This is a genomic window from Vibrio sp. OPT20 (assembly GCF_963889365.1).
GTDB lineage: Bacteria > Pseudomonadota > Gammaproteobacteria > Enterobacterales > Vibrionaceae > Vibrio > Vibrio splendidus.
In genome coordinates this window covers 107746-130218 of the sequence record NZ_CAWPOA010000001.1, presented here as the reverse complement: position 1 = coordinate 130218, position 22473 = coordinate 107746, and the positions used below count along the sequence as shown (strand labels likewise).

The 22473-nt window shown below is 45.0% G+C and carries 16 protein-coding genes and 1 riboswitch; of the genes, 8 read left to right on the top strand and 8 right to left on the bottom strand.

Annotation, left to right across the window (positions count from 1 at the left end):
* Positions 1–189: 189 nt before the first annotated feature.
* The 3 genes from AACR09_RS00580 to AACR09_RS00570 all read right to left on the bottom strand — a co-directional run bounded on the left by AACR09_RS00580 (position 190) and on the right by AACR09_RS00570 (position 4912).
* Positions 190–351, bottom strand: coding sequence for a hypothetical protein (locus AACR09_RS00580; protein WP_193835895.1), 162 nt, complete (start codon positions 349–351; stop codon positions 190–192).
* 6 nt (positions 352–357) lie between these two features.
* Positions 358–3834, bottom strand: a complete 3477-nt coding sequence (gene recC / locus AACR09_RS00575) for an exodeoxyribonuclease V subunit gamma (RefSeq protein WP_193835873.1) — start codon at positions 3832–3834, stop codon at positions 358–360.
* A 127-nt stretch (positions 3835–3961) separates the two neighbouring features.
* Positions 3962–4912, bottom strand: coding sequence for a TDT family transporter (locus tag AACR09_RS00570; protein ID WP_193835894.1), 951 nt, complete (start codon positions 4910–4912; stop codon positions 3962–3964).
* Between the two features lie 206 nt (positions 4913–5118).
* On the opposite strand from AACR09_RS00570, the gene AACR09_RS00565 reads away from it, so the two are divergent.
* The 5 genes from AACR09_RS00565 to AACR09_RS00545 all read left to right on the top strand — a co-directional run bounded on the left by AACR09_RS00565 (position 5119) and on the right by AACR09_RS00545 (position 9406).
* Complete coding sequence (locus tag AACR09_RS00565) at positions 5119–6015, top strand: LysR family transcriptional regulator (RefSeq protein ID WP_193835872.1); 897 nt, start codon at positions 5119–5121, stop codon at positions 6013–6015.
* A gap of 89 nt (positions 6016–6104) precedes the next feature.
* Positions 6105–6398 (top strand): YebG family protein, encoded by a 294-nt coding sequence (locus AACR09_RS00560; RefSeq protein ID WP_004735185.1) that lies wholly within the window; start codon positions 6105–6107, stop codon positions 6396–6398.
* Positions 6399–6552: 154 nt separating this feature from the next.
* Positions 6553–6636, top strand: a riboswitch (Fluoride riboswitch).
* Positions 6637–6830: 194 nt separating this feature from the next.
* Positions 6831–7523, top strand: a complete 693-nt coding sequence (locus AACR09_RS00555) for an iron-sulfur cluster assembly scaffold protein (protein ID WP_193835871.1) — start codon at positions 6831–6833, stop codon at positions 7521–7523.
* A 23-nt stretch (positions 7524–7546) separates the two neighbouring features.
* A complete protein-coding gene (locus tag AACR09_RS00550) occupies positions 7547–8536 on the top strand; it encodes a GGGtGRT protein (protein WP_017110228.1) in 990 nt (329 codons plus the stop codon).
* Positions 8537–8764: 228 nt separating this feature from the next.
* On the top strand, positions 8765–9406 hold the full coding sequence (locus AACR09_RS00545) for a MarC family protein (RefSeq protein WP_017101891.1): 642 nt from the start codon (positions 8765–8767) through the stop codon (positions 9404–9406).
* Positions 9407–9538: 132 nt separating this feature from the next.
* Here the strand turns inward: AACR09_RS00545 and AACR09_RS00540 are convergent, their stop codons facing one another.
* Positions 9539–11533: a bifunctional metallophosphatase/5'-nucleotidase gene (locus AACR09_RS00540; RefSeq protein WP_193835870.1), complete on the bottom strand. Its 1995-nt coding sequence runs from the start codon at positions 11531–11533 to the stop codon at positions 9539–9541.
* 505 nt (positions 11534–12038) lie between these two features.
* Between AACR09_RS00540 and dapD the strand changes: the two genes are divergently transcribed.
* On the top strand, positions 12039–13070 hold the full coding sequence (dapD, locus tag AACR09_RS00535) for a 2,3,4,5-tetrahydropyridine-2,6-dicarboxylate N-succinyltransferase (protein WP_050653306.1): 1032 nt from the start codon (positions 12039–12041) through the stop codon (positions 13068–13070).
* Positions 13071–13181: 111 nt separating this feature from the next.
* On the opposite strand, the gene AACR09_RS00530 is transcribed toward dapD, so the two are convergent.
* Together AACR09_RS00530 and purL are read right to left on the bottom strand one after the other, a co-directional pair.
* The gene (locus AACR09_RS00530; RefSeq protein ID WP_004735180.1) at positions 13182–13715 is read right to left on the bottom strand and encodes a DUF3332 domain-containing protein; all 534 of its coding nucleotides are present in this window, start codon (positions 13713–13715) and stop codon (positions 13182–13184) included.
* Positions 13716–13987: 272 nt separating this feature from the next.
* A complete protein-coding gene (gene purL, locus AACR09_RS00525) occupies positions 13988–17917 on the bottom strand; it encodes a phosphoribosylformylglycinamidine synthase (RefSeq protein WP_193835869.1) in 3930 nt (1309 codons plus the stop codon).
* A gap of 329 nt (positions 17918–18246) precedes the next feature.
* Here purL and mltF point away from each other — a divergent pair, with 329 nt between their 5' ends.
* A complete protein-coding gene (gene mltF, locus AACR09_RS00520) occupies positions 18247–19815 on the top strand; it encodes a membrane-bound lytic murein transglycosylase MltF (protein WP_004735177.1) in 1569 nt (522 codons plus the stop codon).
* A gap of 317 nt (positions 19816–20132) precedes the next feature.
* On the top strand, positions 20133–20267 hold the full coding sequence (locus AACR09_RS00515; protein WP_004735176.1) for a hypothetical protein: 135 nt from the start codon (positions 20133–20135) through the stop codon (positions 20265–20267).
* Between the two features lie 58 nt (positions 20268–20325).
* Here the strand turns inward: AACR09_RS00515 and tadA are convergent, their stop codons facing one another.
* The gene (gene tadA / locus AACR09_RS00510; protein ID WP_193835868.1) at positions 20326–20982 is read right to left on the bottom strand and encodes a tRNA adenosine(34) deaminase TadA; all 657 of its coding nucleotides are present in this window, start codon (positions 20980–20982) and stop codon (positions 20326–20328) included.
* Between the two features lie 85 nt (positions 20983–21067).
* Positions 21068–22357, bottom strand: coding sequence for a hemolysin family protein (locus AACR09_RS00505; protein WP_193835867.1), 1290 nt, complete (start codon positions 22355–22357; stop codon positions 21068–21070).
* Positions 22358–22473: the final 116 nt, after the last annotated feature.

Sequence of the window (22473 nt, the reverse complement as noted above, 5' to 3'; positions counted from 1 at the left end):
AAACGTCATTCAATTTACGTCCTACGCTGATTTGTTAATAGTTAGTGCGATCTCTCTCACGGATCAATTCAGATCGCCTCGCTACTATGCGCCCACGAGTTCAGGAGCGCGATTCGAGTTTTATACTCATGCGTTACTTTGAACCACAGAATAATGGTCCCTCTGACCTGTGGCCGTACAGCGAACGCCCTACACTAATAATGATTTACTGGCGGCCACTTTATTTCCTGTACCTTGCTTCCCTTCACTTCGATTCCCTTCACCTTGAAAGCAAGCATCCCAAATGCTGACCAGCGACTCTCTTTCGTTTTTCATTAATTCAGCGCGCACGCTATTGATCTTGTCGATCACAGCCACTTACTCCTGATCTTCCAGATCGGCAGCAGCCAACCTTGCCGCCTGTAACACAAGCGTTGAATACATACGCGACTCAGTAGCCAGTTCATCATCCCACTTTGGCCAAATTCGTGAGATGTAAGTATCTCTGCCCTCGCCCGTAAAGGCGAAGCTGTCATTAAAGGTGTCGGCCATTTTCTTAAGTGACTTTTCTTCGTCATCGATCCACTTACCACGGCTAAAGCCAGCCTCAACGCCAGCCAATGCGGTTTTCGGGAAGTAAGGTAGCGGTGCTGTCATACCTTGATAAAACAGTCGTATTAACTCAGCCAACAAGCTCTTCGCCTGCTGCGCATCGCCGATAGGTTGTAGCGTTTGGTGAACAACGCCTTCTTTTCTGTCGTAGCCAATAATATGGGTCGTTTTTCCGTGTCCCATGACTGCACAACATAGATGATCAATCCACGCTGCCAAATAATCTTGAGAGCGTACTTTACCGCTGCGGAAACGCACTAAACCCGATTGATAGTTTTGAGTTAACCATCCCATCAAACGAACAGGTTTACCTTCGCCTAACACATCAAGTTCGATATTCACTTCGAGATCTTGTTGCGGTGATCCGCTCACAAATCGAATTTCTTTGGCTAAGTCTTCCGCTTGAACACGGTTGGTTTCAAATTCGATATCACCAAAGGCGCCAACCGGTAATCTGCCCTGTGCTTTTTGCTCAGAGACAAACAATCGAACGGCTTCGTCTGCGCCTTCAGGGTGGTCTAGCAGCACTTGCAGTAATGCATCTTTAAGTTGGAAACTCTCTAAACCATTAAGTACAAATGGCTCATTGTCTTCCATCACAGGAAGTGGCGGCTCAAATACCACTTTTAGGCGGCGATTAAAGAAGTACTGCACTGGCAAACGCCAAAAACGCTGTAACTCAACCAAGTCGAGTTCTAACGGGTACGTCGCACCCAACAAATAATCATCCAATGCACGATTGAATTCACCACTGCGTTCACCGGAACGATTAGCCGCAGGAAGCCACTCTTTGGCGTAACTCAGCACATGGCTCGCATCACCTTGAGTAAAAGCTGCGGGGCTGAACGGTGTCATGGTGTGTTCAAAGCTGATCGCTTGAGTCAGGTTGATACCAGAATCGTCACTTGGTAGTGCTTGGTCTTCACTTAGGCAGTAGTTCTGTTGGCAGTACTCTATCAATTCAGAAACCAACACCGACGGCACTCGCTCGGTATTATCTTGAATCGAACGGCCGACATAGCTGATGTATAAACACTCTTGTGCTGACAGCATTGCTTCTAGGAATAGATAACGGTCATCATCACGACGAGAACGATCGCCCGGTCGTGTGCGTCCGTTAATTAAGTCAAAACCTTCTGGCGGCATTGAGCGAGGGTAAACACCATCATTCATGCCTAACAAACAGACGGTTTTGAACGGAATAGAACGCATCGGCATCAAGGTACAAAAGTTAACTTGTCCCGCTAAGAAACGCTGACTAATACGCGCACCAGATAACTTATTATTGAGGTACTGGTAGATAATGCTTGGCGACAACTCTTGCTCATACAAGGCATCATCAAGCTGTTCATTCAGCTGTGAAAGTGCATCACGAATCGACTTAAGCACTACCTCACCTTCCAGCTCAACCGCAAAGAAATCATCAATCATTTGCAGCAAGGTTTCACGCCACATATCGATTGATTGTGTTTCAGTCTGACGCTGGCGGTAATGGGCAATACGATCGATAAAGTGCGCTAATTTACCCGCAAGTTCGGCGTTAATACCCTGAACTTCGTTATAAGCGGCAATTGGAGAGTGTTCAGTTTCAAATAAACCTGCAGAGTCCGACATCGCATAGCCCAATAACATGCGCTGAATACCAAATAGCCAGGTATTTTGCTCGGTTGCAGGTAGATCAAATTCCGTTGCGGTAGAAGAGTCGACCCCCCAACGGATGCCCGCTTCTTCAACCCATTGCTTGGCTTGCTCGAATTGAAACTCATCAATACCAAAGCGTGCCATCATCGCAGGAATTTCTAACAGCTCTAGCAACTCAGAGGCTAAACAGCGCGTGTTTGGTAGCGCGACTAACTGCATGAAGGCGGTCAGAATTGGGCTTTCTTGGTCTGCGGTTCTATCAGAGATCGAGTAAGGGATATAACGCTCACCTGGAGCATTACCAAATACCGCCTGAATCGCTGGGCTATAAGCATTAATGTCAGACACCATCACGATGATATCGCGTGGTTTTAATGTCGGATTGGCATCAAACATCGCCAACAGCTGATCATGAAGGACTTCCACCTCGCGCATTGGGCTGTGACACGCATGTACGGTTAGAGAGCGATCGCCAAGCTCAACCACCTGTTTATGGTTGCTGGAATCTAATATGTGGTCGTCTTGATGTTCTTCTAACTGGAGAATATCGGCTTGCAGTTGATGAAGCAGGTTATCCCTCTCAACATCAATAAAGAACTCATGTTCTTCGCTGTCTGATTGAGATAGCAAGAACAGGTTATCTCTGCCTAGTTTCCCCATAGATGCGAGTAAGCTATTACCGACCGCTTGGCTGGTATGCAGTTCGTCTTCAACGTTGGCTTCAATGCCATCTTTCAATGGTGATACTTCGCCTTCTAGTTGAGGTAAACCATCAACCAACGCAAACTGCTTACGACGCTGGGCTTCAACTCTTGCCAAATATTTACGGTCGCGAATATCGCCCCAGTAATGTTGGCAAGGGTTGGTAAACATCAAGTGCACATCAATCTGCTCGCCAAGTGCTTTCAACGCATCCATGTAACGAGGAGGCAGCGAAGAAATACCAAACACAAATAAGCGTTTAGGCAGATGTTGCAGTTGACCTTGTTGCTTGGCTAGCGCTTCAATAAAGTCGTGATACAAGTTGCCACGGTGATATTTAGATTGGCCTTGAGACAAGGTTTGCTCATAGAGTGCTTGCCACAAAATCGGTTGCCAAGGGTGCTCTTGCTGCCCTTCATCATCGACCAATTCAGCAACGGGCTCTCCCGCTTCCCACATCGCCATCCACTCCGGTCGATACACCAAGTAACCATCGAAGATATCGGCAATTTTCTCGGCTAATTGATACAACTTAGAGCCGTCTTCATCGTTTTCAAGATAGCGCTGTAGGGGTAAGAAATCAGGGTGGTCAAGTTTCGCGGGCAGCAAACTCATTAGCTTCCACGTCATCGCTTCTTTGTTAAAAGCACTGCGTTTCGGTACGTCAGGAAGCACTTGGGTAAACATATCCCAAATGAAGGTTGCTGGAAGAGGAAAATCAATATTTGCTGCTACACCAAACTCTTTGGCGAGTTCCATCTTAAGCCATTGAGACATACCCGGGCTCTGAACCAAGATCTGCTCTTTTTCGAAAGGATTGGCTAAAGGGTCACTTTTGATCAAGTGAACGAGAAGAATTTTTAAAGTATCAACTTTATTGGAATGGTAAACAGTAAACAAAGTGCACTCACGCTAATCTTGCCACAATATACTGCCAGATTAGCATAAGTGCTGAGTTTGGATTAGGAATATAAGCTTATGAAATACCGAAAGCTTAAGGTCCGTTTATCTTTTGAACTATTGTCCTTTACAATCTGCCCGCTACCGCACTTAAAACACGGTGAGGTTTGTAGTTCATGTAGTAACGAACAGCGACATAACCCACCACCAACGTCGCAACAATCAGCTCTAAATAAGCTAGGTTAAACACTTGGTTAATGTAATGCGCTTCAATACCTTGTGCTTGCATCCACGCAGCCAATTTAAACAGTGCCGTCGCACCAATCACGATAGGGAATGTAAACGCCGCATAACCAGGGCTGAATGGCAGACGAAGTAGTTTGAAAAACGCGATGTAAATAATAAACGTCATCAACACTGCAATGCCAAAGAGTAACCCAATGATCACTGGCGAAGGATTTGCCGTCACCGTTAGGTAGCCTGCTAAAGATAGACTTGCTGGTGCCGCCATAATCGCAATGGTTGGTTTTGCTGCGTCAGGTACTTCATGAGAGAAGATCAAACGGTAGATCATAAGAGGTAGCATTACGGCATAAACCAATAAACCAAAGACTAAAGTCGCGTGAGCAACGGGTTCTAAGATCGGGTTACCTGAAAAAGAAACGTCTGCCACGATAATACCGATTGGTGGCACAAACCAACTTGGCACCATGTGGTGAATCTCAAAGTTTTTAGCTCTGTGGTATAAGAAGCTCACCAAGAACACGACATGTAACGCTACCGAAGCGAGCCACACAGCTTCTTGTAAGAATTGAGAGATTGGAGCCAACGAAGCAGACACCACCATACAACCCATCGCGAATGTGGGTACAACACTGCCGACAACAGGGTGAGCAAGGTCTTCACGTAATAAGTGGCCATGAATCAAAAATTTCACAGCTAAAACAAGAAGTAATAGCGCCGCAATGCCAGCACTGATCCACTGCACCAAACCCGGTGTGTGTAAAGTACCTTGTGCGACTAAAACACCATCCCAACACCAGCCTAAGCTTGCAATTGCGAGTGCTAACCCTGCCATGGGTGTTGGAGCTCCTGTTAATCTATATTTAATACGTTGAATCATGTCAGCCTCTCTTAAACTTAATTCACTAAACTTGTGAACTCATCAGCTTGTTGAAGCCATAATACGCTTGCGCTTCGTTAAACAATATCCAATTATACATAACAAGTGTTCATTAATACTGAACGACACCTTTCCACCAGCAGCGTAAAACTAGGAACCTGATGGCTAATATTTCAATCAAACAACTCAAAGTGTTTGTCACCATTACCCAACATTCGACGCTTACCGCCGCATCGGAAGCACTGTTTTTGTCTAAGGCTGCTGTCAGCATGGCGCTGGGCGAAATGGAGAAACAATTGGGCCACTCTCTATTTGACCGGGTCAACAACCGATTAATTCTCAATCAAGAAGGACAAAAGCTACTTCCTTTGGCTGACGAGATTCTTCACAGAGCCGCGGGCATCGATGTTTTGTTCCGAGATGACCAACCATTAAGTGGCAATTTAAAGGTTGGCGCGAGTGACACGATTGGTAATCAGGTCGCACCGTTTATTCTGTCTGGCTTTCGTGAACGAACTCAACATCAGGATCAAAGCTTGTTCATTTCAAACAGTGCGCTGATCTGCCAAAAGTTGGTGGATTATGAACTTGATATCGCGCTAATTGAAGGAAAAACATTACACCCTGAACTCATTTCGAGTCAGTTTAGCAGCGATGAAATGTGTATTATTGTTAGTAATCAACATCCTCTCGTTTCAAAAGAAAAAGTGACTTTAAGCGATTTAGAAGATAGTCACTGGATTCTACGTGAATCAGGCTCAGGGACTCGCGAGTTTTTCCTGCGTGCCGTCGCACCGCGTATCGAACACTGGTATGAATCCTTTGAACTCAACACCACCGAGGCGATCATCAATTCAGTTTCTGCCAATCTTGGATTCGCGTGTTTATCACGACTGGCGGCGCAACGAGCAATTGACTCAGGTCGAGTGAAAGCACTCGATGTCCCACTCGACATGAAACGACGTTTCTGGATGCTGGTACACAAAGACAAATACCAGAGCCCGCTGCTGAAATCTTTCATGAGTTATTGTGAAGACTGGACTACACATCAAGATTGAGGCCGCATTGTTAGGGCTCCAACTGGACTTTTAACATCAGAAACTGTATAAAAAGCCAGTAAAATTTTATCAAACTTAGAGGATTAACCATGGCTGTTATCGTCAAGTACGTGGTCGAACGCAACGGAGAAGAGAAAATGACTTTTACCTCTAAAGCCGAAGCTGACGCATACGACAAAATGCTGGATATGGCTGATGAGCTTTTTGAACTATTAAGCAAAAGTGATTTAGTTGAAGATGAAGGCAAGCAAGAAGAGCTTGCTATGTACCTAGCGAAGAACAAAGAAGAAGTTCTTTACGCATTAGGTGCTAAGCGTAAACCAGCTCCGAAAAAAGAAAAGAAGCTTGAAGCTGTTGAAGACGCAGAAGAAGATGCCGCTTAATTAGCTGAAGTTTTCTAAAAAACGTCAATAATGTCTCTAATCAGAGCTCGTTATTGGCGTTTTTTTATACTTATCGAAATATAATGAACTCTGTTTATAGTCGAAATCGCTCTAAACATTCGCTTGCACAAAAGTGTGATTAAGATCTAATCTATAGCCATCAGGTGATGGGGTTCCACCTAAGCTTTTGCTTCAACCGCCCGTTCTTTTGAACCGTGCTAATGACTCCTACAGAATCGAAAACAGGTAATACTGTTGGATGTATCGCTACTCCTCCATTTTGGAATGGACTTAGTCTATTAAGACTGAGCTTCATGTCACCTTTGGATGATCGATACTCAAGATCTGTAGTGAATTAGCCGCACCTCTTCCAACACGTCCTGTTTTCTCAACGCCCTAGGTCTTAAATGGCTCTATCAGTGAGAAAACATTATGCACTACTCTTCAGAAATTCAATCAATGTGCCCTATTCAAAGGGGTGATCTTCACACTTCAGCTCCAATTCCAGTTGAAGGCGCTATGGTTAGCCCAAAAGATGTCATCGCTATTTCTGGTTTAAGCCATGGCGTAGGCACTTGTGCACCACAACAAGGTGCAGCAAAACTAACGCTGAACGTAAAAAACGGCATCATCGAAGAAGCGCTAATCGAAACGATTGGTTGTTCAGGCATGACTCAATCAGCCGCGATGGCAGCCGAAATCCTCACAGGAAGAACCATTCTTGAAGCTCTGAATACTGACTTGGTGTGTGATGCAATCAACGTAGCGATGCGTGAAATCTTTCTGCAATTCGTTTACGGTCGAACTCAATCCGCATTCTCTGAAGGCGGCCTAGAAATTGGCGCAGCATTGGAAGACTTAGGTCAAACACAACGTAGCCAAGTAGGCACCAGCTATTCAACTTCAGCGAAAGGCGTTCGTTACCTAGAGCTTGCAGAAGGCTACGTGACCAAGCTTGCACTTGATGACCATAGCGAAGTGATTGGCTACGAATATCTCAACCTCGGCAAAATGATGAAGGCGATTAATCAAGGCGTGTCAGCCAATGAAGCAGCAGACCTTGCGACGGGGACTTATGGTCGCTTCGATGAAGCCGTTACCACCATTAACCCACGCCAACACTAATTTTGCCAATTTAGAGGAAAGATATGATGAACACTCAATTTAATGAATCAGTAACTCGCGTATTGGCAGAAATGAACTTCGACTCTTTAGAGCAAGCGAACCAATACTGTCTATCACACAATGTCGACCCAAAAGCGCTAGTGATGGATACCCAACCTATTGCTTTCGAAAGCGCTGCCGATGCCTATATCCTTGGCTCAGCACTGGCGCTATTTCGCAAAGCCACCAGCGCAGAACAAGCAGCGAATATCATTGGTGAAGGCCTTCAAGCATTCACCAAACCCGGCAGTGTTGCTGAGCAACGCCAGGTCGGTATTGGCCACGGTGCATTGGCTGCACGTCTTCTAAATGAAGAAAGTCACTGCTTTGCTTTCCTTGCGGGCCATGAATCTTTTGCTGCTGCAGAAGGTGCGATTAAAATCGCACTCAACGTCAACAAATCACGTCACAACCCATTGAAGGTAATACTCAATGGTCTAGGTAAAGATGCGGCTTACTTAATTTCTCGCATCAATGGTTTTACCTATGTTCGCACTCAATACGATTACCAAACAGGTGAGCTTGTTGAAACAGAACGCCGCCGCTTCTCACAAGGCCCTCGCGGAGAGATTTTGTGTTACGGCGCTGATGATGTACGTGAAGGCGTGGCAATCATGCACAGAGAAGAAGTGGATGTGAGTATTACGGGTAACTCAACTAACCCAACGCGCTTCCAACACCCTGTTGCAGGTATCTACAAAGCAGAACGTACTCGCCAAGGTTTACCTTACTTCTCAGTTGCTTCAGGCGGCGGTACAGGCCGTACATTGCACCCAGATAACGTGGCAGCTGGCCCAGCGTCTTACGGCATGACAGATACCATGGGCAGAATGCATGCTGATGCTCAGTTCGCAGGTAGCTCTTCTGTTCCTGCTCACGTTGCAATGATGGGCTTCATCGGTATGGGTAACAACCCAATGGTCGGTGCGACGGTCGCATTGGCTGTAGCAGTAAGCGAATCTCAAAACGCATAACGACAACGTTGAGCGCCACGATCTATCCATAGAATAGAGTCCGTTAACTGAGAAACAAGCAATAACAGACGACCAAAACTCTACACCTATCACTAAAACCAAACAGCCAGCCTTATGCTGGCTGTTTTTTATTCACACTTGCTCTACTATCTATTTCTAATAATTATTTGTATCTAAGATTAAATACACAACTATTTGTATTTAACTGCATCTTTTCAAAGGAATAATATGAAAGAGCTCATCATTCATACCATTACCGTGTTCATGGGCTTTTTTGCCATCATGAACCCAATCGCTAATACGCCAATTTTTCTTGGATTAACCGGTGACAATGACAGGGAAACCGTTAAATCTATCGCTTTCCGTTCAGTGTTTATCGCATTCATCATCGTCAGTACTTTTGCACTCTCTGGCAAACTGATCTTTGACCTCTTTGGTATCACACTTTACGCACTTCGCATCACAGGCGGAATTTTGGTCTTTTTGATTGGCTTCCACATGCTGCAAGGTGATTCAACACACGCCAAAGCAAAAGAGAAAGTGAACTCAGACGCCCAGAAAGACGCTGCTCTAAGTATCGCAGTATCACCTTTGGCCATGCCAATTCTCGCAGGCCCCGGCACCATTGCCACTGCGATGAACTTTGCCAGTACCGAGGGGGTCTATGAAACCATCATAACCATCGTCGCTTTCGGCCTACTATGCACCTTAACCTATATCTTATTTGTATTCGGCGAGCGATTTGTTAAAGCTGTCGGACCAAGTGCATTGAACGTGATAACCCGAATGATGGGTTTAATACTCGCCGTTATCGGTATGCAGATGTTGATTGAAGGGATTGAGCAGGCTTATAAGGCGTTGTTTATCTAGATTTTCTCACTAAGTTTTATACAAAAATAGCCAGCGATTTGCTGGCTATTCTCTTTTACGGTCAATATAAAACTTTGTATTTTAATACTTTTATTTACAATACATAACGATCCGATAAGAGCGGTATCAGTATTATTTGTATTCCATCGTTGTTGTTTCAAAGCCTAGTGGTTCTAATACTTTCTTATGCTCAGCCCAAGAAATAAATGATTCTGCATCAGTATTACATTTTTCACCTGAACCATCCGCACATGGTTTAATACCACCGTCATAGTTGACGCTATATTTCTTGGTATTTCCATCGTATGTCAAGTTGTTAACTTTGTACGTTTTAAAACTATCGCCTGAAATGACAATGTCTTGACGATCTGTAGATGTTAGTTGAGCATCGCCTAATGCATTCCAACCATCACTACCACTTGCATTATAGTTATTAACGATAACAGTGTAGTTAGTAGCATCGCTCATTGTCGTCCAGACTGGATTTTCTTCTGTTCCAGTATTTACCTCAAGAGCCGTCACTGTGCCAGATACACCTTTCACATCTTCTGTAAACGTGTAACGCATGCCCGATACGTAAGGGAACTTACCAGCATGAGCACCTTCCACAAGCGTCGGCTCAATTGTGCTGTCAATGAGGTCTCGAATCACCTCGCCTTTAACGGTTAAAATCGACAAGTAGTTCGAGAATGGTAATAATTCTAATGTAGCATTGCCTTCCCTGAAATCACCTGACGCAATATCCGTTCGAACACCACCAGCTCCCACCAAACCAATCTGAACATTTTTGCCAGTAACCGCGGTTACCGATGGTTGATTTGCCCAATAAATCATACCTTGAGCAATCATAGGAGCAACATCTGAACCGTGCTTATCAGTTCCAGCATCACCTGGACGGCGCTCATGACTGATTTCAGTCGGTGCAGCTGCAACAACATCACCATAAGCAGCTTCGAGAGCTGGCTTATAAGTTGCGTCGATACGGGTTCTTAAATCAATATCTTCCTCTTTTGTTGTGATTTTTTCATTATTATCAATAAACGAAGTTACATCATCTTTATCAGAACTAATCATTTGATGTTCTCGATGAGAATCGTGATAAAACTCATCATTTGATAATAAAGTATTGTTCCCAACACAGGAGAGAAGATTGCCATTTATGTCAAATGATACATCAACGTCTCCGATAGCTTCCGCATACTGACCAGCTTGAACCACACAAGTATTTTGTGTTTTGTCTTTTTGTGGAATCATTTCGGCGTAAATACCATTATTACCTTGATCAAGATCGGTAAAATCACCAAGTAAAGTATGAGAATGACCGCCAGCAATGATATCGATACCCGTTGTATTGGCAGCAAGCTCCTTATCGGCAGCATTACCTATGTGTGATAGAACGATGATTTTATTCACACCCTTGGTTTTTAAATCATTTATAGTGGCTTGAGTTGCTGTAATTTGGTCACTAAATGTCACATCACCAGTGCCGGTAGCAATCGTTGGCATATCCCCCAAAACAACACCGATTACCGCAACAACTTTCTCATCATCACTTGCATCAGAAACAGAGGTAATTGCTCTTTTTTCTGAGCCTTCAAATGCAAACAGTTGATAAGGGTATAAATTATCTACATTACTTAAAGACTGATCTTTTGATGCATCCATATTATTTGCTAGCACGGGAAAACTAACCGTATTGATGAACGATGCGAGCTTGTCGGTATCTAAATCGAATTCATGGTTCCCAAGTACCATTGCATCTAACCCCATGCGTGACAACAAGTCTGCGTTTGCAGCACCTTCATTTAACTTAAAGTAAGCAGTACCTTGCCATGCGTCACCACCATGCAAGAATAACAAAGGTTCTTTGTCAGCTTTAGCATCTGCTTTGATATCATCAGCGGCTTTCAATAGGCGAGGATAACCGCCAAATTCGTTATAAACCTTTTTGCCATCAGTACCCATAGTAAAACTTGATTTTACAGGATCAAAATTTGAGTGAGTGTCATTCACATGTGCTATGCGCAATGTCATATCTGGAGCAATAATATCGTCATCATTATCCGAGCCACAACCAACCATCGCTACGCCGATAGAGAGCACCAGTAAAGACTTAGTAAAATTCATAGAAGATCCTTTATTAATCGTTTTAATGTCGTTATGGCAGGCAATATACTGACATCTTGCAGGGTTTTAGTGATCGTTCTCTTAATTACATGTCTGGAAAATTGAGTATTCACTCTAACTGTAGGCACAAGCGATTAATCAACAGAAGTCGAATAATTCTGATAATAAACATGAATTTATAAAGAAAGTGTGACTCACTCTATTGATACGGCTAACAAGAGGATGAGCTAAAGATAAGTGTCAGGTGTGGAAATGAAATGGCACCGCGTTACTTGAGTAAGCACGCCCATATTTGAAAGCGAGGTATAATATCCGGATAATGAAAACTATCTCTCAAAAGACAAGCAATATCATTTTACAGACTTTATCCCGATACGCCCTTTCATAACGAGGGCGCTCTCTTTATGATGAACGCAATTAAATTAACTTTGCTAACGGCAGCGCTTGTTATTCGAGTCGCTGTTATGGAATAGCAAAATCAAGACTCAACACATGGAGATTCAACATGGCTTACTTTTCACTAGCCTTCGGTACGGCAACCAAAAACCGCGACAATAAAATCATTGAAGCGTTCTTCCCTAACCCACTTCTAAACCCAAGCGACGCTCTTGTAGCAGCTGTAGCTGAAGTGTCAGGTTACACTGAAGGCAACCAAGCTATAGAAATCTCTGCTGCACAAAGCGCAGAACTAGCGAAAGCATTCGCAGCAAACGACGATGCAGCAAACGCATCTTTCGCAGAAAAAGCGGCAGCGTCTGAACAGCCACTTGTTCTTGTTGTTCTTGCAACTGACGAGAAGCCAGCATCAGTTGCTGAAGGCTTCCTAAAGCTACAACTTATCTCTAACCGCCTAGTACAACCACACGGTACAGTACTAGACGGCATCTTCGGTCTACTGCACAACATCGCATGGACAAACGAAGGCCCTATCGATCTTCCTGAGCTCGCTGAGCGTCAAATCGAAGCTCGCCTTGCGGGTCGCGCTCTGTCTGTAGATTGCGTAGACAAGTTCCCTAAAATGGTGGATTACGTAGTACCAACAGGTATTCGTATTGCTGATACTTCTCGTGTTCGTCTTGGCGCACACGTAGGCGAAGGCACAACGGTAATGCACGAAGGTTTCATCAACTTCAATGCGGGTACTACTGGCGTGAGCATGGTTGAAGGTCGTATCTCTGCGGGTGTTGTTGTGGGTAACGGTTCAGACATCGGCGGCGGCGCTTCTATCATGGGTACTCTGTCTGGTGGCGGTACTATGGTTATCTCTATCGGCGAAAACTGCCTGCTAGGCGCAAACGCGGGTCTTGGCTTCCCAATGGGCGACCGTTGTACGGTTGAGTCTGGTCTTTACGTGACTGCAGGTACTAAAGTTCGCATGCTAGATAAAGAAGGCAACGAAGTAGAAATCATTAAAGCCCGTGACCTTGCTGGCGTTTCTGATCTTCTATTCCGTCGTAACTCGATTACTGGCCAAATTGAATGTCTTGCGAACAAGTCTGCAGTTGAACTGAACAGCGAGCTACACAGCAACAACTAATCTACGCGCTAAATGCTAAATGCTAAATGCTAAATGCTAAATGCTAGAAAATACGAAGCCGCTGGGGTTAAATCCAGCGGCTTTTCTTTTATCTATATCAAACTGAAAGCGTTACGCTTTCTCGGCTGCTAACTGCTCAAGAGCCTGAATAGAAGTCTCTGAAACCAATGTTCCATCCATGTAGTAACTGACCTTGTCACCATCACGAACCCCCGTCAGAACAGCCTTCTGGCCATCGTTATAGGTGATATCCATTTGAATGGTGTTCTCATCGATCTGTTGCATCTCACCCCATTCAATATGGCGGTTATTGAACCCAAGTGGTGCATCTTTCAGTGAATCGTCAAGGCTATCGTTCACATCAATCATAGTATCGACTTTGCTATCGAAGATATGAGGCGCGCCAGTCAGTGGGTTTTTCCCTGCCCAGAATTCGATCGAGTTAAATACGATGTAATCGGCTGCGAATGTTAAAGCGTAAACTGGAGCAAGCAAGAAGTTAACCCCTGCACGAGCGTAACGGTTATCTACAACCTCAACGTTGAACTTCATTAATTTACCAGTAACGGCATTACTACCGACACACCCAGCTAACGACATGACAATCGCTGCCACTGCAACTGCTTTTGTGATTGTTGTTTTCATAGATCCCTCTTATGCCACGATGATTGATTCAGTTTTTGAACGGCCAAATTGAATTGTTCTTGTATGAACACAAGAAATGATGGCCTAACAAATTGATTCCATAACATTTAGCGTAGTGGAGATTTTTAGAACAGCAAACTGCAAACCTAATTTGTTTCGCGTTGGTTCCTAAAATTTGTGTAATAAAAAAGCGCAGATTTTTCGATCTGCGCTTTTAACTTTTTAGCTTTTAGTTAATCCAATCTAGATCAATGCGGCCTGTAAGAAAGTGATTAACCCACATTCTTACGTGCGTTTTGGAACATGCGCATCCAAGCACCATTCTCGCCCCAACCTTCTGGAGACCAAGAGTTTGCAACCGTGCGGAATACACGCTCTGGGTGCGGCATCATGATAGTCACGCGGCCATCGGTCGTTGTTAGACCTGTGATAGCGTTTGGCGAACCGTTCGGGTTATTCGGGTATTGCTGCGTTTGGTTACCGTTGTTATCAACGTAACGTAGAGCAACCGTACCTGAGTTTTCAATCGCGTTTAGGTGGTCGTTGTCACGCACTTCTACGCGGCCTTCACCGTGAGAAACAGCGATTGGCATACGAGAACCTTCCATGCCGTTGAAGAATACAGATTCAGACTTCTGAACTTCAACGAGGCTGAAACGAGCTTCAAAACGCTCAGATTCGTTACGAACGAAACGTGGCCAGTACTCAGCACCAGGGATAAGTTCACGCAGGTTAGACAACATCTGACAACCGTTACACACACCTAGAGAGAAAGTATCTTCACGCTTGAAGAAGTTTTCAAATTGGTCACGAGTAGAGTCGTTAAATAGAACCGACTTAGCCCAACCTTCACCAGCGCCCAGTACATCACCGTAAGAGAAGCCACCACATGCCACAAGGCCATTGTACTCTTCTAGTACCGCTTGACCCGTTAGGATGTCGCTCATGTGAATATCGGTTGCTTCGAAGCCTGCGCGGTCAAATGCTGCTGCCATTTCAACGTGAGAGTTAACACCCTGCTCACGTAGAATCGCCATCTTAGGCTTAGCGCCCGTGTTGATGTAAGGGGCAGCAATATCTTCATTTACGTCAAAGCTTAGTTTCACGTTCAGACCTGGGTCTGAATTGTCTTTCTTCGCTTCGTGCTCTTGGTCTGCACAGATTGGGTTATCTCGTAAACCTTGCATCTTATGCGTCGTTTCAGCCCAGATAGTACGTAGTTCAGTACGATTACGTTGGATTACAACATCTGCGCCTGACTTAATCACTACTTCGTCTGATGCTTCAACAGAACCGATTACGTGTGAACACGCTTCTAGGCCATTGGCTGCAAGCGTAGAAAGGACTGCGTCTAGGTCGTCGTTACGAACTTGGATTACCGCACCTAGCTCTTCGTTGAAGAGTGCTGCTAGCGTATCTTCGCTGTTCTCTGATGCAGATAAAAGCGCTGCAATATCAGCATTAACACCACAGTGACCTGCGAACGCCATTTCAGCTATCGTTACGAATAGACCGCCATCGCCTTTATCGTGGTAAGCCACAACTTGGTCGTTTGCTACAAGCGCTTGAACTCCTTCATAGAAACCTTTTAGTTGTGCTGCATTGTCTACGTCTGCTGGCTTGTCACCAAGCTGCTTGTAAACTTGCGCTAGTGCTGTAGCACCCATACGGTTTTTGCCGTTACCTAGGTCGATAAGAACCAGTGAAGTGTTGCCTAGTCCTTCAAGGTTATCAGGGGTGCGCAATTGAGGAGTAATCGTCTTACGAACGTCTTCAACACGTGCGAACGCAGTGATAACAAGAGATAGCGGAGATGTGACTTCTTTCTGCTCGCCATTCTCTTCCCACTTAGTCTTCATCGACATTGAGTCTTTACCCACAGGGATAGTTAGACCCAGTGCTGGACATAGCTCTTCACCTACGGCTTTAACCGCTTCGTAAAGGCCTGCATCTTCACCTGGGTGACCTGCTGGAGACATCCAGTTAGCTGACAATTTAATGTGTTTGATATCGCCGATGTTGGTCGCTGCGATGTTAGTGATTGCTTCACCAACCGCTAGACGAGCTGACGCGCCAAAGTCTAGAAGTGCAACTGGCGTACGCTCACCAAGAGACATTGCCTCACCGTGGTAAGAGTCGTAACTTGCTGCAGTTACTGCGCAGTTAGCAACTGGAACCTGCCATGGGCCAACCATTTGGTCACGAGCTACAAGGCCTGTTACCGAGCGGTCACCGATAGTGATAAGGAATGTTTTTTCTGCCACTGTTGGTAGGCGAAGAATACGGTCAACCGCTTCGTTTAGTTCGATACCAGAACGGTCAATCGCAGGATTGTTTGCTTTTAGCGTCTTCGCGTCACGGTGCATCTTAGGCGTTTTACCTAATAGGATGTCCATCGGCATGTCGATTGGCGTATTGTCGAAGTGTGAATCTTCTAATTTAAGATCACGTTCTTCTGTTGCTTTACCAACAATGGCGAATGGAGCGCGTTCACGCTTACAAATCGCTTCAAATGTCGCTAAGTCTTTATCAGCAACCGCCATTACGTAACGCTCTTGAGATTCGTTACACCAGATCTCAAGTGGGCTCATGCCCGGCTCATCGTTTGGCACGTCACGTAAGTTAAATATACCGCCACGCTCGCCATCGTCTACTAACTCAGGAAGAGCATTCGAGATGCCGCCCGCGCCCACATCGTGGATAAATGCGATTGGGTTCGCATCACCAAGCTGCCAACAACGGTCGATAACTTCCTGACAACGACGTTCCATCTCTGGGTTTTCACGTTGTACAGAAGCAAAATCTAAGTCTTCAGAAGAAGAACCAGAATCCATTGAAGATGCAGCACCGCCACCAAGGCCGATGTTCATCGCAGGACCACCAAGAACGATTAGGCTTGCACCTACTGGGATCTCTTTCTTCTGAACATGATCATCACGAATGTTACCTAGACCACCAGCCAGCATGATTGGCTTGTGGTAACCACGTACTTCTTCACCTGCGTGAGAGTTTACTTTCTCTTCGTAAGTACGGAAGTAACCTAATAGGTTTGGACGACCAAATTCGTTATTGAATGCTGCGCCACCAAGAGGACCTTCAAGCATGATATCCAAAGCAGTAACGATACGGCTTGGCTTACCAAAGTCTGTTTCCCAAGGTTGAACGAAGTTCGGGATCTTCAGGTTAGATACAGAGAAAGCAACCAGACCCGCTTTTGGCTTACCGCCAATACCAGTAGCGCCTTCATCGCGGATTTCACCGCCTGAACCTGTCGATGCGCCCGGCCATGGAGAGATTGCCGTTGGGTGGTTGTGCGTTTCAACTTTCATCAAGATGTGTGTTTTTTCTTGGTGGTAGTTGTATTGGCGAGTTTCTGGATCTGGGAAGAAACGACCGACTTCAGAACCTGTCATTACCGCTGCGTTATCTTTATAAGCAGACAGAACGTGTTCTGGTGTCGTTTCAAAGGTGTTCTTAATCATCTTGAACAATGATTTTTCTTGCTTAACGCCATCGATAGTCCAATCAGCGTTAAAGATCTTGTGACGACAGTGCTCTGAGTTCGCTTGTGCAAACATCATTAGCTCGATGTCAGTCGGGTTACGACCTAGCTTCTCAGTGAAGCTTTCAAGAAGGTAATCAATTTCGTCTTCTGCAAGTGCTAGACCTAGGGTAACGTTTGCTTTTTCAAGCGCTTTACGTCCACCAGTTAGTAGGTCAACTTCCGCATAAGGAGCAGGCTCAGCAACAGTGAACAGTGCCGCCGCTGATTCGAAGTCAGTGAAAACCACTTCCATCATACGGTCGTGCAGAATGGCTTTCAGCTCAACAAGTTGAAGCTCAGAAAGTTCAGAAGAGGTTTCAATGTAGAAAGCAGTACCGCGCTCTAGACGTGACACTTTAACCAGTCCGCAGTTGTGTGCGATATCTGTTGATTTTGAAGACCAAGGCGAGATAGTGCCTGGACGTGGCGTTGCAAGCAGCAATAAACCTTCAGGTTCATGCTCTTCAATCGTTGGACCGTAAGTCAGTAGCTTTTCTAGCTTCTCAACTTCAGACTCATCTAGGTCTGCCGTTAGATCAGCAAAGTGGGCAAACTCAGCGTAAATACCTGTTACAGGTAAGCTTAATTCACGACAAAGCTCTAAAAGCTTGTTAACACGAAACTCAGATAGAGCTGGGGAGCCACGCAAAATTCTCATGTGCTTACGTCTCTTATGCAGTTGATTAAGGTAGTATTGGAATAAATTCAGTGGGTTATAGGAACAACCTAACTGTTTTCTTCGAAGCTATTCCCGAAGGTTGCCAAACCTATGCCGATTCCACCTCTTCAATGCGAGCGCATTATAAAGCATTTCTTTTTGTGACGTAACACCAAAAGCAACCGTTTGCGTTATTTTTTTTATCTTTCTGTGTAAATGGTACTTTTGCTGCATTTATCAGCACTTTTACAACTGTTTAAATAAACCTGCTTTGCCAGCCTTGCGGGGTTTGGTATAAAGGGGCTTCCACTTTTCGAGATTTCATTTTGATGCCTAAATTTACGCTCATCTTTTCGTCTAAGTTCCTTCTGCTCGCTATTGCCCTATTTGGGTTGGCTGGATGCCAGATTGAATCTGAACCTAAAAGTGTCCTTGAGCAGATACGAGAGCGTGGCGTTCTTCGTGTCGGCACCCTGAATAACCAACTCTCTTATTACATCGGTCCAGATGGTCCTGCTGGCTTGGACTACGAGTTAGCTCGCGAGTTTGCAGAAGAGCTTGGTGTAAAGCTTGAGGTTAAACCTGCTTACCGTCTATCCGGCCTATTTCCTGCGTTAAAGAAAGGCGAGATCGATCTGATCGCAACGGGGTTAACACAAAACAGCAACCTGACACGTGCCTATCGCGCCGCGCCCGCTTATTACTATGTAAGCCAGCAAGTCGTGTACAAAAAAGGCCAGTGGCGTCCAAGAAACCTTGAGCAACTGATCAAGTTCGAGAATGAACGTCAGGCTGATTTCGTAAAAGCACAAACTGAATCAGAAGAGGTAGCGACTACTGACACATTGACGCCATCTTTGGTTGTAGTGAAAGACTCACACTTTGAGCCAACATTAAAACAGCTGCAAAACACACACGATGACTTTATCTACGATGCGATCGGCAATGCTGACATCAACGACCTGCTAAAAGAAGTCTCTACAGGGGAACGCTTGTTTACTGTGGCGGATTCGATTGAGCTGTCACTCGCACAACGTTTATACCCTGACGTGGCTTTGGCTTTTGAACTTACAGAAGACCAACCGATCTCTTGGTATTTACAGAAGTCTGAAGATGAAAGCCTTTATGCGCTGCTGATTGAGTTTTTTGGTAACCTAAAGCAGTCTGGTGAGCTCGCTTCACTGGAAGAGAAGTATATTGGCCATATCGGCACCTTCGATTATGTCGATACTCGTGCCTTTATCCGCGCATTGGATAGCAAGCTGCCAAAATGGTCCCCACTGTTTCAGAAATATTCGCAAGAATTTGATTGGCGCTTGATTGCTGCTTTGGCATACCAAGAGTCACACTGGAATCCTGTCGCACGCTCTCCAACCGGTGTTCGAGGCATGATGATGTTAACGCTACCAACTGCGAAGAGCGTTGGTGTGACCAATCGTCTTGACCCTAAACAGTCGGTACAAGGCGGGGTTGAATACCTGCGTCGTATCGTTAACCGAGTGCCCGACTCAATCACTCAACACGAAAAGATCTGGTTTGCGCTTGCCTCATATAACGTAGGTTACGGGCACATGATGGATGCTCGTCGCTTAACCAAAGCACAAGGCGGTGATCCTGACGCTTGGGGTGATGTGAAAGACAGGCTGCCTCTGCTAAGACAGAAGAAGTACTACAGTAAAACTCGTTACGGTTATGCGCGTGGTGATGAAGCAAGGAATTACGTTGAGAACATTCGCCGTTATTACCAAAGCATTATCGGCCATGTGAATAAGCGTAATAAAGAGGAAGAAGCGAGCCTTGAAGGGTTGGTGGTTATCCCACCTTTAGAGATCTCGGACGCTGAATCGACAATCAGTGCGGCTGAATCCGCTGTCGATGAAGCTGAGTCTTCCAAATAAATAAAAAAGAGCAATGCTATATAGCGTTGCTCTTTTTTTATACATGAGCCACTGGTTCGTATTGGCTAGTTCGCATTGAGAAACTAAACCAGCAAAGTGACCGTTAAATTTGAGGTGTCATATTGCAGTAACAATCGAACTTTATAACGTCACACCATAAGCGACATCATGCTCGGTTGGATTCAGATACTAACCATTGCAAGAGTGGTTCAGAAAGCTAACGCTAAGTTCGCGACAGAGCTCATAAACAAATAACCACTATAATTAAAACTGAAGTCATAATTACAAAGCCAGACGACAAATAGGAAATCGTTGAAATGATGAAGAGTAAACTGAAATCGAAGCGCCTTGATAAGACCGTTGCTGCAAACCGTCGTAAGCGTATGCTTTCAAATAATAAGAAGAAAATCATTTGGCGCAACCGTGCTTTCATGCAGATACTTTCTGAGTAAATATACCGAGTAAGTTTTCTGCGGCACTCTTGCGATAGAGAGTGCCGAAAGCTTGCTGTTATTTTTTGTTACAGACCTTGTTTTTGTTACAGACCTTGTTCTTGTTGCTGACCTTATTCTTATTACTTGCCTTGTCAGATTCTAAACACTGCTCTTCCAACAGACGGTCTTGCTTTCGCTTTTCTTTTATCTCTTTTCTACGACGCTTGAAAAAAGCTTGCAGTTGCTCACGGCACTCTTGTTCTAACAAACCATTTTCCACGTCTGCATAGTGGTATGAGGCTTGGCTTTCAAAGAGATTTAACACCGTACCTGCTGCACCCGCTTTTAAGTCAGGAGCCCCAAACACAATGCGCTTTACTCGGCTGTGTAACAAGGCGCCTGCACACATTGGGCAAGGCTCAAGCGTGACGTATAAGGTGGTATCGAGTAAGCGATAGTTTTCTAAAGCTTGCCCAGCTTTACGCAAGGTTTCGATTTCTGCGTGTGCCGTGGCATCGTGGCTTCCAATAGAACGGTTCCAACCTTCAGAAATAATCTCACCCTCTTTTACCAACACGGCACCAACGGGAACCTCTCCCTCTTTCTCAGCTTGCTTAGCAACCTCAATGGCGCGTCGCATGAAGATTTCATCTTGAGGGGTGAATTGATGGTCTGACAAAGGGAACTCCAGAAAACAAAGGACAAAAACGAAAATAGGTATGCGGTGAAGCATACCTAATCTTCGTGATAATGAACAATAAAGAGGTTAAGACAACAAGAGACAATGAACCATTACCGCTTGCTGGTTGGTCGAACTGTTAGCTATTAGCGTCTTCTATGTCATCGGCTATTGGCGTCGCTTTGATACTTACAATGCGATTGTTTTCAACAGAGATAATTTCAAACTGCCACTGCTGGTATTGAACAACTTCGCCTGCATCAGGTAAACGCCCTATTAACCAAGTCACAAGGCCATTCAATGTTTGGAAGCCTTCGCTTTCCCCTTCTAACTCTGACAGCTCTAAGCGGTTCTTGAGCTCACTGATAGGGATTAATCCATCCACCAGCAATCCGTCTTCCACTGGCTCTGTCCATAGGTCATTGGGGTTATTGGATAACTCACCTGCAATCGCTTCGAGAATATCGTAATGAGTCACAAGGCCTTGCACATCGCCATACTCGTCAACAATGAATGCCATCTCGGTACCCGACTCTTTAAAGTAGCCAAGTAACCGCAGTGCCTTCATCGATTCTGGAACATAGATCGGCGACTTAGACAGCCCCATGATGACTTGAATACTTAAATTGCCCGCCTGATTCAGCAACGCTTTGGACGACACCGTACCGACCACTTTATTGAGATGGTCTTGGCATAGTGGAAATACACTGTGCTTTGAAGAGCGTAGTTTCTTAAATATCTGCTCTACAGGTTGATCAATATCTAGAAAGTCGACGTCTCGACGTGGCGTCATCAAAGAGCTTACAAGGCGATCATCAAGCTGCAAGATATTGCGAATCATCTCTTGCTCGCCGCGCTCAATCACTCCAGATTCTGAGCCCTCTTTCACCAATGCATGGATATCGTCTTCAGTGACACGATCTTCTTCACCGCCGCGCCCCATCAGCTTTAGGATGCCTTCGGTTGACGCAGACAACGCAAACACAAACGGCGTCGCGATTTTAGATAACCAGAAGATTGGCAGCGCGACTAACACAGCAATGTTTTCAGCTTGGGATTGAGCAAAACGCTTTGGTACCAACTCACCCACAACAATCGCGAAGTAAGTAATACCGACAACGACTACCGCAGTAGACAAGATATTCGCTTGTGTTGGGTCGAATCCCCACAGCTCAAGTTGAACGGCCAGTGGCGCAGAGAGCGTCGCCTCGCCCACGATACCGCTGAGTAGGCCGATTACAGTAATACCGATTTGAATGGTTGAAAGGAAGCGAGTTGGGTTTTCTTTGAGCTCAAGAGCAATCTGAGCGGAGCGATGTTTTTCGGCTAAGCGTTTCAGCCGACTATTTTTTGCTGCTACCAATGCAATCTCTGACATGGCAAACAGACCATTTAAAACAATTAACCCTACTAAAAGCAGAATCTTCATGTGGTTTGGATTTCCTAATTTTACCGGCCAACAATTAGCCGTGATCCGGAGTATAAGCTGAGTGCCTTTATTTTGAATATAAAAAGTTTTGGATATAAAAAGTTTGGGATATAAAA